Source organism: Microbulbifer mixtoriginis (SeqCode) (assembly GCF_052466765.1).
Window position 1 is genome coordinate 4,353,064 of record NZ_CP174289.1, and the last position, 12,630, is coordinate 4,365,693.

The window sequence follows — 12,630 nt, forward strand, 5'->3', positions numbered from 1 at the left end:
TGCTCTTTTTGTGACAGTTTCCTCCATGAGGGAGGTGCAACCACTTAGTGAAGCAATCAAAATGCTTGACCACATTAATTTACGTCCCACGGGTAATCCTTTTCTATAAAATTGATGAAGTAGATAGGGAAACATAAACAGGCCTAAGCTTGTGGAATGTTAATAGATTTATTAATACAAACTTGACTATGTTTCCTGTTGCTGAAAGTTAGATTTATTTCCCTTTAAGGTCTAGGTAACAATTATATTGTTAAAGCTATCCTTTGGGGAGTAGCCATTCTGGCTTTTGTCGTAAGTTAACGATCTCTTAGGGAAGGAAGATCGTCTTACCTTGATCGTTAGTACTAGTTAATCCTTTCATCATCACCCACCTGAAGGTGGTATGTTCGGCTTCCAAGCTGATTGCACCTTAAATCGCTTAATAAGATCCTGAATCTTGGGGCTCATACAGCTTGCGGATTCTATTTCCTGATATACCCTATCAGTTGCTCGTTTACCTGCGTCTAGAAGTATCTGCGCTGTTTGTTTTTCTGTTAGTTGGGGCCTTTTCTCTTTAAGGTATTGAGATGACATACGTGTTACCAGCTCATAATTTGCCAAGAATGAAGCTAGCTCTGGATTTTTAGGTTGGTAACACTTACCAGCAGCGGCACTAGACAAGGTAAAGTGTTCATACATTTTAAGGATCTCAAGCGTACTCTGGTTGGAGCTTGAGCTAGATAAAAGTGTGATGGATAGAGTTATTATGATTTGCATAACATTTCAACATGTTCAATGGTCTGTACCTATTTTAACTTAGAAAGTCTATTTTTTTACACTGCTATAGTGATTGCTTTCACTATGAGGTGGCTTGTTTGGTTGGAAAATTGATTTGTTGGTTTTACCAGAAATACCAAGTAGCCATCGATATTCTCTTTGTAGTATTTTTGGTCATCTTTGGGTTCACAATTAATACTGAGAGGGTAGGGAGCTGAAAAGCTCCTTTTTGTATTTCATCCATTTTTTCATGAATTCAGAATTTCTTATAAGTTCCTGTATTTTATGCATGGACTCTAGATGCTTCGGTTCTTTTTGCTGATACATCTCTATGCCATGTTTCTTACTAAGATCCGCAATCTCTTCAAAGGAGTTTGCTTGAAATTCAACATCACAAGCGCCATCTAATTGCTTGCAGGTCATAGTTTTCATATCGAACTCCTTTGTGAAAGGCAATTGATTTTTTGGCGTGCTAATTTTAGGACAACTGTAGATTTTAAGAGGTAATGGTGGAGAGGTACAGATTGGAAGACTTGAGCGATAGATGGTATTGCTAAGCTTGCTGCAGCTCTTTGAGAGGGCTTTTGTGTGTACTTATGGGTATTAACGGGTCTTACAAAGGGCCATGTGGCCACAGTTATTAGACTCAAAAATCTTATGCGTGCCTAACCATTACCTTAATAGTAATATCTTACGCTTGTTTGAATACTCGTGATAGAGACTAATTGTAGTGGTCTAATCCTACGGGCACCTGGCTTCTCTGCAATCTACCACTCACCATTCTTTGATTTAAGCTCTTCTCGCTTCTTTGCACCCATGATAAAGGGATTGTTGAAGTTTATTAAGTTCGCTTGGTAGGATGGTGAGAATAAGCATGAATTGCTTCCTTAGGTATCAGGCATGGACTTCTTGATATTATGATGAAGTCTAGTTAATAGAGTCTTCACAAGGCTTGTTGTTTAAGCCATTGTCGAGGGGAGCATCCCACGCAGGTTTTAAAGGCGCGTGACAATGCGGCCTCGCTTCCATAGCCAACTTCCTCTACCACCAGTTTGAATGGCAAGCCCTGTTCCAAAGCGCGCTGTACTAACGATATCCGCCAACGTTGCAAGTATGCAGCTGGAGTGGTTCCAACTTGATCACGAAAAGATCTGGCAAATACACTCCGCGACATGCCAGCTTGATGGGCCAGCTGATCTAAGGACCAGGCATGTGCGGGCTGTTCATGTATGGCAATCAGCGCTAGGTGCAAGCGTGGGTGTGCCATACCAGCCAGCATACCAACCCGTATCAGCTCTTCCTCCATCAAGTGCCGAAGTACCCGAATTACTATGACTTCGAATAGGCGATCCAGTATTGCCTGGCGACCACAGTTTTGGGCGAAAGCTTCTTCAAAAATCAGGTCCAGTACACTTTTTGAATCGGATATAGCTGACAATGGAAGGCAGATAAAGTCGGGCAGGGCTGCCGCTATAGGATTACCAGGGCCGCCATCAAAGCTGAGGTTGGCACAGGCAAAATCTGCCCCACTCTCGGAGTCTGTAATAAAGCGATGTGCTAGCGGTCGCGGGTAGAACAGCAGGCTGGGCTCTGTAATCTGCAATGTCGGACCACTGCTGTGGTTGACTTCGACAGTGCCCTGGCGAATCAAATGGAGCTGCCCCATATCACCGTCGCCATTTAGCCCATTAATACCGCATAAAGTGCCTGTGTGGAATACGCGTGCTGTGATTGAGAACTTATCCAGCAGGGCAGCCAGCCGATCCCCCATTCCGATACTCCTGGTTAACTTATGGAGACTTATTGTTACATATCGTCCCATTTCTGGGGGTAAATTTAAACCCGTTGACAGATATGAGCCCCGGCTCTTCACAGAACCAAGGAGTATTAGCATGCAGTTAGAAAAAGTCCTCTACACAGCCGAGGCTACCGCTACAGGTGGTCGGGAGGGGCGAGCACTATCAACTGATGGTGCCCTCGACGTCCAACTTTCAACACCACGAGAACTTGGTGGTGCAGGTGGTAACGGCACCAATCCTGAACAGCTATTTGCGGCAGGCTATTCCGCCTGTTTTCTGGGTGCATTGAAGCATGTCGCAGCTCAAGAAAAAATCACTCTGCCAGATAGTTCACGGGTTACCAGCAAGGTCGGCATAGGCCCGATACCCACAGGTTTTGGCATTCAGGTGGCGCTGTGTATCAGCTTGCCCGGACTGACGGAGACTGTGGTGCAGCTGCTAATTAACAGGGCCCATATCGTATGTCCCTATTCAAATGCAACCCGTGGAAACATTGATGTATACCTTATGCCCGCTGAATAAGTGGCCGGCATTTTCCAATACCTGATTTAAATGCTTCGAAGGAGAAGCCAGTATGAATCCCTTAACTCGTAAGATAGGTGCTCTTGGAATAGCTCTCCTTACTACATTCAGTGCAATACAATCTTCAGCTGACTCAAAATCTAGTAAAGCTGCCGAGTCTGCTAATAGTTATTCTAAGACATCCAGCACCATCACCACCCGTGATGGAGTGCAGCTTTACTACAAGGATTGGGGGCCAAAGGACGGGCCGGTTGTAACCTTCAGCCATGGTTGGCCACTAAGCTCGGACAGCTGGGAGTCGCAGATGATATTCCTGGCATCCAAAGGTTATCGCGTTGTGGCGCATGACGGGCGAGGGCACGGCCGCTCCAGCCAGCCCTGGGACGGTAATGATATGGATCATTACGCAGATGATCTGGCAGCTGTCATCAAAGCGCTGGACCTGAAAGATGTGACCCTGGTGGGTTTTTCCACCGGTGGCGGTGAAGTCGCGCGCTATATCGGCCGACATGGTACAGGTCGCGTTAAGAAAGCCGCGCTGATCTCAGCCGTGACACCGCTTATGCTTAAGACCAACACCAACCCGGGTGGTTTGCCGCTGGAAGTATTTGATGGTCTCCGTAAAGGGTCCCTGGAAAACCGCTCTCAACTTTACCTGGATATCGCATCTGGACCATTCTTCGGATTCAACCGTCCAGATGCAGAGCCCTCACAAGGTTTGATTCAGTCATTCTGGGCGCAGGGAATGCGAGGTGGACACAAGAATACCTACGATTCTATCGCTGCCTTTTCGGCTACAGATTTCCGTGGGGACCTGAAGAAATTTGATGTGCCTACGCTGATAGTTCATGGGGATGACGACCAGATTGTACCCATCGACAATTCGGCCCGTGCCGCAGCAAAAATTGTCCGTAATGCCAAGTTGATTGTTTATCCCGGTGCGCCGCATGGCCTTGCCGACACTCATAAAGAGCAACTCAATCACGACTTATTGAAGTTTTTACAGGGCAGGTAAATAGCACCAGGAGTGTCCTGCGAAAGCAGGGCAGCCTCCAAGAATACTTTTTTTAGTTTTGACAATACTGGCTATACCTCCGTAGTTAGAAAACGGATGTAAATTAAATGCGTGATACAACAATTGTAGGTGGTGGTTAATCGGGCCTGCATCGAAGCCTCCCCCCTTTGTGATGGCTCGTAAAAACTTCCTGTTTGCGTCTTTGGTCAATGACTCTAAAGTATTAAGCCTGCACTTCAGTTTGATCCACACTGCTAATCCGTTGAGGATTATGAGGCATTGCTGTCCCAGAAATATCCAACTTGAGTAGGTTGGGCTAGCAATAGTCGCGTCGCGAAATATAAGAACGTTGCTAGTAAGAAAGGTTGGCACAGGCTGCATCCCTATATATTTATCGATTAACAACACTCTCTTGGGATTTTCTGGCTGGCCATTCAACGAACCAACTTGAATGCCTTGAATAGAGTCCTCACTTGGTCCTAGTGAGATCGCTTACATAAAATATAATGAATTAGAGTGCATGTGAGAAATCTATGCAGCATAAGTTGGAATGGGTGATTGCCGTAATCGTATTAGTATGTGCCACATCTTTGCAGGGTGCTTCCGCTCAAAATGTCGAAGAAGCTGCGCCCTCGTACTCATATTGCTTACGTCCATCATTATTCGATTGGCCAGGTGGTTTGAAGCACGCCTTTCGGGAGCGTGGGATAAAAGTCGATGCTTGGCTTACACAATTCTACCAAGGTGTGCTCACAGGAGATGGCGACAAGACTTGGCAATACGGTGGTAAAGGAGACCTAATCGTAAATCTGGATATGTCGAAGTTGGGTCTGTGGCGAGGCCTGTCAGTCAATGTGCACCAGGAATGGATTTTTGGTGATGATGTGAATGACTTGGGGAATGGGGAGTTATTGCCGTTTAATACAGCGCTCGCTTTTCCACGACTCGGTGGCAGTGATCGCGAAACTTCCATTACTCTATCGCAAGCCATCGGAGATCGCTATTCGCTCACCTTAGGCAAGTTTTATATGTTTGATGTAGCCGCTAAGAAGCCTCTAATCGGCGGTGGCGGCCTGGATACTTTCATGAATATCGGACTTGCGGCCCCAATTAGTGGAGTAACTCCACCATACTTGTTTGGCGCTATTGGGAAGGTCAAGGCCGATTATGCAACCTTTACATTAATGGTTTATGATCCCCGCAACGCGCAGATGAAGGAGGTAATCAGGAGTCCCTTTGCTGAAGGCAAAACTACAAGCCTTTCAGCAACTTTCCCTACCAAGATAAACGATCAAAAAGGTTTTTATACTGTGCGCGGCGTGTACAGTTCGAAAAAGGGGCTGAATCTTTCGACTATTCCCTCGCTTCTCGACCTTCCTGCAGCGTCCGAATCCATCCTCACGCGGAAAGGTTATTGGTATCTAAGTACCAGTGTGCAGCAATATCTTTATCATTACCCAGGCAACCCGGATATGGGATGGGGCCTCTTTGCAGAAGGCGCAATTTCCGATGGAAACCCTAATCCCCTTAAATGGCATTTTTTAGCTGGCGTCGGTGGGCAGGGGTTGTTTCCTGGCCGGCAGCAGGATCGATGGGGGATCGGTTATTTTAAATATGGATTAAGTAACCAGCTGATCAAGGGACTGGCAAGGATCGGTTCTACCATGCCATTCAATCCCGAGTTCTTTATCAGGGACGAACAGGGTATAGAACTTTTCTACAACATGCACTTGGCGCCTTGGCTACGCATCACTGGCGACCTGCAATGGGTTAGGCCACATGAACTGAGTCGCAAGAGGATTTCTGTTGCGGCCCTGCGATGGCAGATCCGTTTTTGAATTGAGACACAGTGTGAAACTGATCGATCTATCGACCTGATGATACTGAATGACCGTCTACTCAATGCCGAGCCTTAGAAACATCCACAAAACCGATATTCTAGTTACCTCTATTATGGAGGAAAGATGTGCATGACACCGTGGACTGGGAATAGATGTTTTGGAAGTTCGGTGCTGAATTCTCATAGAAATGGTACTGCCGCGGACCGCGACGGCTTTCGCCATCATCTTCTGCGGTGTAGATATTGCCATTGATAAAGGCAGGGACGGCGGTTTCGGCCACAGGAATGCCTGCTTCCGATTGCTTGGTCACCGGGGAGTTGGAGTATGGTTTCTCGGAATAACCGGAGAGAGCAAGGACGAGTCAAGCGCTGATTCCAAACAGATACCAGATTCGAAACAGGCCTACCTCCCTGAAGTGTATTGCACAGTTTCGCGCGACACCTTGGCTGCTCAGCTCGTCGAATTTTGCATGTCATTCGGATCAATGTCGAACAAAGTCTATCGAGCGCATCATGTCTTCTATCTGGCCCACAAGATTGCTTACCGGAACTATCAAATCATTTAGCTATTTTGAAGCTTTACCTTCCCGCCAGATATTTAATGATCCCATAGAAGCCCTGCAGGTTGTACCCGTCCAGGTAGGTGTCCTTGGATGGCGGCATGGAGGATTGTTTGATGATGGCGATGTCATGGTTCCTGTCGATATAGATCCACTGCCCGTGAACTCCAATGGCCATGAAGGCTTCCATGCCCGGCGTATGTTTGACCCACCACTGGGCGCGGTAGCTCCATTCGCCTTTTTTATACACAATATCGTCGGAGTCTGGACCTTTATCGAAGGCCTCGATGCTGCCCCCCTTGGCGATCTTGTCGACTACCTCTTTCGGCACGACCTGCCGCCCGTTGAATTTGCCGTTATCCTTCATCATGATCGCAAAGCGAGCGAGATTGTAAGGTGTCGCATTCAGGCCACCACCGGCTACCGGCGTCGCGTTGTTGTCAACCAACACGTAGGTCTCACCCTCGGTGCCAATCTTCGACCAGACCTTTTCGTGCAGAGCTTTTTGGAACGATTCGCTGGTCACACGATTGGTAACCCAGTTAACGACGTCGGTCTTGGGGGTCTGATAGTGAAATACTTGGCCGTCCTTGTAGTTCTTGTCGGTTTTGAGAGTCACTAGGTAATCGTACAGGCTCTCAGGGTATTTGATCCCCGGCAATTTCGGCGTCCAGCCCAGGACAGCACTATACATGCGGATGCCGGATTTGGGATCCGCATAGTCCTCAGTGAAATCCATGGAGTTGGTCATATTCAGAACTTGGCCAAAGGTAGCGTTGGCGAAAGCCCCGTCCTTCACGTTGAGTTCTGGAACATATTTCGTAACGGGGTCGGTTTCCTTCAGTTTTTCTTCTGCTACCGCCATCAAGCCGAGCAAGCCGCAGAATGATTTGGTCACAGACATCATCTGGTGCGGCGTGTCTGGCGTCATGCTATTGAGGTATTCCTCGTAGACGATGTCGTCGCCTTTAATCACGACCAGGGAATCTGTCCAGGTCTCTTTCAGAAAATCAGCGACCGACTTGATATTACCCTTTGGATCCGTGATCTTGACGCCGGACGCAAAACTATTATCGATAGCCTTTTGGAGTGTTGACGGGTCGGCAGCGGCGGGTATATTCGCCGAAGGATAAAACATCCGCATGTGCTGATAGGACCATCGGATGAACGGCGAAGTCATTAGGGCATTCTTTTTGGTGACTTGCTTATCAGGTGGTGGCGGAAATCCTTCCATGATACCCAGCTCTTTGGCTGTTGCATATTTGTCTTCCGCATGGGCTATAGAGTTTATCGTAACGGTGGATGCTAATACCGAGCAGGCGAAAAAAATGGTTCCCGGAATAACTTCTAACTTACTCATCGTGTACTTTCTCCATAACTAGCAATTGGTCTGCGAGCAGGTCCTCTGCTTGCTAATCGCTGCAGGCCTTCGTAAGCGGTATATAAACCACATTGTAGTGGTCTAATCCATCTGGGCACCAAAGAGTTGATCAGATGCTGAGTTTTTATGTAGCGTGTCAGCCTCCAGCAGCACAATGCCATTAATCTATTTCCTGAAAACGATGGGCTGACGGAAAAACCAGACTTTTCTGTTAAACGGTAACCATATCGTATTTACAGGTCCATAAGGTCAGGAATTTGCGCCAACAACACAGGGCTATTGATCACCAGCTTAATGCCATTAGGGCACTCCAATATATCCAGATTTCCCGTAGTGGCCACAGGAGATCGGATATCCACAAGAACAAAGTCAGGGGTATCAGACACCAAAGTTTGTTCAGATAGTTTGCGGTACCAGTAGAGGAGCAGGCTGTAGTTTATGTTGTGCTTACGTATTAAGACACCGGATAAATGTAGTAGGTAAAGGAGTATAGCCCGCGTTACATATAGCGACTAACCCACATACTTTGCGCCACAGCATTGCTATCAACCACCTGATAGATGGTAAAACCCTAGAGAAAGTACAAGGCTTGTATTGAAAGCTCTTAGTATCGAGTGTTTGGTTATGTAAGTAATTAAAATCATGATTAAGCCAAGAGCTGATGAGGCCTGGGATACAACCCTATGTACAATCTAAATCCACTATTATCCTTTAGGTTTTGGTGGTTTAAATAGATTGCTGCGAGAGAACATCAATAGAGAATCTTAGATGGATTGTGTGCTAGTTTCTATCTATTGTTTAATGCTAATTTCTTATTTTAAAGTTTTAATGTATAGGTGTGGGTGTTAAATAGATATTTCTGTGTCGGTTAACTTTGTATAATTTATATGGTTAAACCCAAAAAATGACCTCCTACCATAAAGACGTAGTTTGTCGCCAGGTTTGAGATCCTCCCATGACTTTTTTGTCACGCCGCATATCTGATTGCTCATTAAGGAGTTGTACTCACTCAGAAGGATTCTACCTTTGCAATGCTTCTCTCGGTATCTAGATGATTTTCCTGAAACTGTCACATCTATGCTGCCGTGAGTTGATATGAAAAAATGTAATGTTGCTGGTAATCCTCTTGCTATTGAAAGATAGATGGTAATTGGGATCCCCATAGTTAAAGCTATCCCCATCAAGAGAGGGCTTTTTTTCTGATCTGCGATAATTTTCCTTATTGCCGATTTTCTTCTGGGGAGAGAAATGAATAAGATTGTGAGTAGAACCATAGAGAGAGTGATGCTAGTAAAAGCAAGAAACCTAGCTTTTTCATCACTAATCAAAAGTTCACTGGAAGCTCCAATTGGGAGTAGGCAGACTATGCCAAAAGCTATACATGCATATATCTTGTGCTTAAGTGTTGCTCTTTTCTCGAGTGAGGAATCCATCGTTACCTTTGTACGGCTGACTGATCATTTATTGAAGTCGCAATATACCATTTGATGTATGTGCTTCCCAGGCACTTACAACGATTTATATTTCAGTTGGTTATTCGTTGGAGAGTAAATTTTTAAAGTGACAAAAACATAAAATTCAAGTCGTGATTAATAAGGTTAACTAAGGAGTGGTAAATTTTTCAGTAAAAATGGTAGCTTAGTCAGCTATATGGCACTTCTCAAAAATTCATTTATTGGTATTCGGGTTACTTATATTGGCTCGTTGGTTCTATCTAGGTGATGCTGCAAATGCTCACAAATAAAATCCACACATAGTTTAATTTTTGGTATTTGATATTTACTGCGCTCGTAAAGAAGAAAGATGCCAATATCACCTCCAGGGCTGACAGAGACTTTACCTTGGGTGGAAACCTGTACTAATTCTCCAGATTCCAGGTGTTCGCAAATACTCCATGAGGGTACACAGAACATACCGCGATGATTCAGTGCTGCAGCCAGTAAAGCTTTGCCATTATTGCTGATCAGGTGGGTGGATAGCTTTAGTGGCACCCAATGATCATCATCGAAATAGTGCCAGTCAATCAGTCCTCTGGGGCCGCGGTATTGGAGGGCGTGGGCAGATTCAATAGCCTGTTTGTTTAGTGGTAACTCTTTCCCTAGGGTGTTTAGGTACTTGGGTGTGGCGGTGAGTGAGAATTCGTTCTTGGATAAACGCTTGGCGATGACATGCTCATCGGGAGCGGAGCCTCCGCGAATGGCGATATCTACAGGGTCTTTACCTAGCTGGGTAAGATCGTCGCTATAGTGCAGGTCAAAAACAATGTTTGGGTAACGTTGGACGAATTGTTCCAGTAGGGGGGTTAAGTGCTGTTCGCCGTAAGAGGGTAGGCAGCTGATACGGATCAACCCGCTGGGGGCTTCGAAGGTTTGGCTCACCAGCTCATCTGCCTGCTCCAGTTGGCGAATGGCTTCATTAATCATTGAGTAATAGAGCTTACCCAGTTCGGTAACTTCCACCTTGCGGGTGCTGCGCTGCAATAGCTCTACTCCCAGAGACTGCTCAAGGTCCCGCACACGCCGTGAAATAGAAGAGGCGGGAACATCGAACTCCTCAGCCACTGCAGTAAAACTACAGAGTTCTGCCACGCGCTTGAAGTAGCGTAATGCCCGGATTTTGTCCATAAAGCCCCTATTCTTGCTTGTTTACACGGCAACTTAGCATTCATTATTGTCAGAAAGACAAAAGACTTCCACTAAATGCTCTCTGTTTCTCAGTTGGGGCAGGGGGCACTATCGCTCTCATTCTTGAACTGATGACTAGAGAGATTAATGAAAGCACTCAAAATTACCCAGTATGGCGATATCGATAGCAGCCTGGCTTTCCAGGAAGCGAATGTACCCGAGCCAGGTGCGAGCGAGGTGTTGATCAAGATCAATGCTGCCAGCATCAACCCCATTGATCTAATGGTGATGCGCGGCGAGATGAAAGCGCTAAAGAAGCTCAACTTGCCGGTGGGAATTGGCCGGGATCTGAGTGGCGAGGTGGTCGCAGTGGGTAGTGGAGTCTCACAATATCAGCCCGGAGAGGAAGTGTTCGCCAGGGTGGGGGAGGATCACGTGGGCACCCTTGCCCAGTATCTGGTGGTGGATGCTACGCATCTGGCGAAGAAACCTGAAAACCTCTCCCATGAAGAAGCTGCAAGTATCCCTTTGGTGGGGCTGACCTCCTACCAGGCCTTGATCCAGGTTGCTGGTTTGAAGAAGGGAGAGAAAGTATTGATCCATGCGGGTTCCGGTGGCATCGGCTCTATGGCGATTCAGCTTGCCAAGGCCTACGGCGCTTATGTGATTACTACAACCAGTAGTGCCAATGTGGACTGGGTGCGCAAACTCGGTGCGGACCAAGTGATCGATTATAAGAAAGAAAACTATCTGGATTTATTGTCTGATATTGATGTGGTGTATGACACTCTAGGCCAACAATACACAATGGATGCCTTTAAAGTATTGAAAAGAGGCGGCAGAGTAGTATCTATTGCTGGGGTGCTGGACCCGTTGACGGCTAGGGAGTTGGGTATCAACTGGTTTTTCCGTAAGCTAATCGGGCTTAAGTCTCGCCCGGTATTGAAACAGGCGAAAGACAAGAATGCGTTTTACCGTATGGTCATTATGCAGGCGAATGGGGATCAGCTCAGTGAGCTAAGCGCCTTATACAGGGACAAAATCATTTCTCCCGTCGTTGATAAAGTTTATCCATTCAGCCAGAGTCTGGCGGCTTTCTCTTACCTGAATACCAAGCGAGCAAAGGGTAAAGTGATCATTTCATTGAGCAGCGGCGATTAAATCGCCGGGCTATTTCAGCGGCTTCTTTACAAGTTGGCAGTCATTCCTGTATCTATTGGGTGATTGCCAATGGCTAGCCACGCTTATTTTATTGCTAGTCGCAAATGATAAATGATTATCGATTTCACAGCAGGTACTTTTAATATTTTATAGGTTGGCAGTTTTGCTTGTGAAAGACTTTCACAATGAATCTATAAAACAGTAGCCATTAACATTTTGGCGCGAATTTAGAATTAATGAGATCCACCTCACATAATTGCTCAGTCGCATCACTTCTCAGTGCAAAAAATTAGCAATTGCCGGTTTTCCTAGATTTGACTTTCCTCACATCTGCCTATTTCTGTATTCACTACAATGCCGCTGGCTGAAAGGTCCCTGTTTACAGGCACTTCAATGTGGCCCTCAAGGGGTTTGCATATCGCTGGTTTTCATTGATAAGGATTGGGTCAGAGGTAGGCCACATGTTCAGAATTTTACAGATAGCTCTCCTTCTTTTACTGGCTGCCGCAGTGAATGCGCAGAATGTCAGTCGTGATGATATCCGTGGTTTGGACGAGCAAATCCAGGATGTTAAGAAAGATGTAATTGATCTGACAGCAACTTTGGCACAGTTGGAAGAGAAACTGTTGTTTCCTTCCAATACTCAGGTGGCTTTGTTTGTTTCTGTCGCAGACGAAAAGCCTTTTGAACTGGAATCCGTAGAAGTCACTCTCAATGGTGAAATCGTGGCGCACCACCTCTACACCTATCGGGAAATTGAATCCTTACAAAAAGGGGGGGTGCAAAAAATCTATACCGGTAATGTGCAGGCTGGTGGACACCCATTACAAGTGCGCTTTATAGGCAAGACCCCTTCCGGTAAAGAGTATCGAGCCAATGCTTCTTATCAAATCGACAAGGCGGTAGGGCCAAAGTTTGTCGAGATCAGAATTTCCGGAACCGAGTCCGAGATTAACTTCAAGGACTGGTAAC

General features: G+C 46.1%; 11 protein-coding genes. 5 read left to right on the forward strand and 6 right to left on the reverse strand.

Annotation, left to right across the window (positions count from 1 at the left end; genetic code table 11):
• Window positions 1–948: 948 nt before the first annotated feature.
• Both ACJJIV_RS18895 and ACJJIV_RS18900 read right to left on the reverse strand, forming a co-directional pair.
• Window positions 949–1,188, reverse strand: coding sequence for a DUF1059 domain-containing protein (locus ACJJIV_RS18895; RefSeq protein ID WP_444889954.1), 240 nt, complete (start codon window positions 1,186–1,188; stop codon window positions 949–951).
• A 511-nt stretch (window positions 1,189–1,699) separates the two neighbouring features.
• Entirely contained in the window at window positions 1,700–2,527 is an 828-nt protein-coding gene (locus tag ACJJIV_RS18900; protein ID WP_444889955.1) for a cupin domain-containing protein, read from the reverse strand.
• A 121-nt stretch (window positions 2,528–2,648) separates the two neighbouring features.
• Between ACJJIV_RS18900 and ACJJIV_RS18905 the strand changes: the two genes are divergently transcribed.
• From ACJJIV_RS18905 to ACJJIV_RS18915, 3 genes are all read left to right on the forward strand, one after another.
• Window positions 2,649–3,077, forward strand: a complete 429-nt coding sequence (locus ACJJIV_RS18905; protein WP_444886568.1) for an organic hydroperoxide resistance protein — start codon at window positions 2,649–2,651, stop codon at window positions 3,075–3,077.
• A 52-nt stretch (window positions 3,078–3,129) separates the two neighbouring features.
• Window positions 3,130–4,092 carry an alpha/beta fold hydrolase gene (locus tag ACJJIV_RS18910; RefSeq protein ID WP_444889956.1) on the forward strand — a complete coding sequence of 321 codons (963 nt, stop codon included), beginning with the start codon at window positions 3,130–3,132 and terminating at the stop codon, window positions 4,090–4,092.
• 533 nt (window positions 4,093–4,625) lie between these two features.
• Window positions 4,626–5,930, forward strand: a complete 1,305-nt coding sequence (locus ACJJIV_RS18915) for a carbohydrate porin (RefSeq protein ID WP_444889957.1) — start codon at window positions 4,626–4,628, stop codon at window positions 5,928–5,930.
• A gap of 581 nt (window positions 5,931–6,511) precedes the next feature.
• Here ACJJIV_RS18915 and ACJJIV_RS18920 read toward each other — a convergent pair.
• The 4 genes from ACJJIV_RS18920 to ACJJIV_RS18935 all read right to left on the reverse strand — a co-directional run bounded on the left by ACJJIV_RS18920 (window position 6,512) and on the right by ACJJIV_RS18935 (window position 10,497).
• A complete protein-coding gene (locus tag ACJJIV_RS18920) occupies window positions 6,512–7,852 on the reverse strand; it encodes a serine hydrolase domain-containing protein (protein WP_444889958.1) in 1,341 nt (446 codons plus the stop codon).
• A gap of 254 nt (window positions 7,853–8,106) precedes the next feature.
• A complete protein-coding gene (locus ACJJIV_RS18925; protein WP_444889959.1) occupies window positions 8,107–8,259 on the reverse strand; it encodes a hypothetical protein in 153 nt (50 codons plus the stop codon).
• Between the two features lie 459 nt (window positions 8,260–8,718).
• A complete protein-coding gene (locus tag ACJJIV_RS18930) occupies window positions 8,719–9,306 on the reverse strand; it encodes a hypothetical protein (RefSeq protein WP_444889960.1) in 588 nt (195 codons plus the stop codon).
• Window positions 9,307–9,564: 258 nt separating this feature from the next.
• Complete coding sequence (locus ACJJIV_RS18935; RefSeq protein WP_444889961.1) at window positions 9,565–10,497, reverse strand: LysR family transcriptional regulator; 933 nt, start codon at window positions 10,495–10,497, stop codon at window positions 9,565–9,567.
• Window positions 10,498–10,644: 147 nt separating this feature from the next.
• Here ACJJIV_RS18935 and ACJJIV_RS18940 point away from each other — a divergent pair, with 147 nt between their 5' ends.
• Together ACJJIV_RS18940 and ACJJIV_RS18945 are read left to right on the forward strand one after the other, a co-directional pair.
• The gene (locus ACJJIV_RS18940; RefSeq protein WP_444889962.1) at window positions 10,645–11,658 is read left to right on the forward strand and encodes an NADP-dependent oxidoreductase; all 1,014 of its coding nucleotides are present in this window, start codon (window positions 10,645–10,647) and stop codon (window positions 11,656–11,658) included.
• A 461-nt stretch (window positions 11,659–12,119) separates the two neighbouring features.
• Window positions 12,120–12,629, forward strand: a complete 510-nt coding sequence (locus ACJJIV_RS18945; RefSeq protein ID WP_252082145.1) for a hypothetical protein — start codon at window positions 12,120–12,122, stop codon at window positions 12,627–12,629.
• Window position 12,630 lies beyond the last annotated feature (1 nt).

Coding starts and splice junctions, on each gene's coding strand:
- ACJJIV_RS18895 (WP_444889954.1), bottom strand. CDS start 1,188: ATGAAAACTATGACCTGCAAGCAATTAGATGGCGCTTGTGATGTTGAA.
- ACJJIV_RS18945 (WP_252082145.1), top strand. CDS start 12,120: ATGTTCAGAATTTTACAGATAGCTCTCCTTCTTTTACTGGCTGCCGCA.
- ACJJIV_RS18905 (WP_444886568.1), top strand. CDS start 2,649: ATGCAGTTAGAAAAAGTCCTCTACACAGCCGAGGCTACCGCTACAGGT.
- ACJJIV_RS18920 (WP_444889958.1), bottom strand. CDS start 7,852: ATGAGTAAGTTAGAAGTTATTCCGGGAACCATTTTTTTCGCCTGCTCG.
- ACJJIV_RS18900 (WP_444889955.1), bottom strand. CDS start 2,527: ATGGGGGATCGGCTGGCTGCCCTGCTGGATAAGTTCTCAATCACAGCA.
- ACJJIV_RS18910 (WP_444889956.1), top strand. CDS start 3,130: ATGAATCCCTTAACTCGTAAGATAGGTGCTCTTGGAATAGCTCTCCTT.
- ACJJIV_RS18935 (WP_444889961.1), bottom strand. CDS start 10,497: ATGGACAAAATCCGGGCATTACGCTACTTCAAGCGCGTGGCAGAACTC.
- ACJJIV_RS18930 (WP_444889960.1), bottom strand. CDS start 9,306: ATGGATTCCTCACTCGAGAAAAGAGCAACACTTAAGCACAAGATATAT.
- ACJJIV_RS18915 (WP_444889957.1), top strand. CDS start 4,626: ATGCAGCATAAGTTGGAATGGGTGATTGCCGTAATCGTATTAGTATGT.
- ACJJIV_RS18940 (WP_444889962.1), top strand. CDS start 10,645: ATGAAAGCACTCAAAATTACCCAGTATGGCGATATCGATAGCAGCCTG.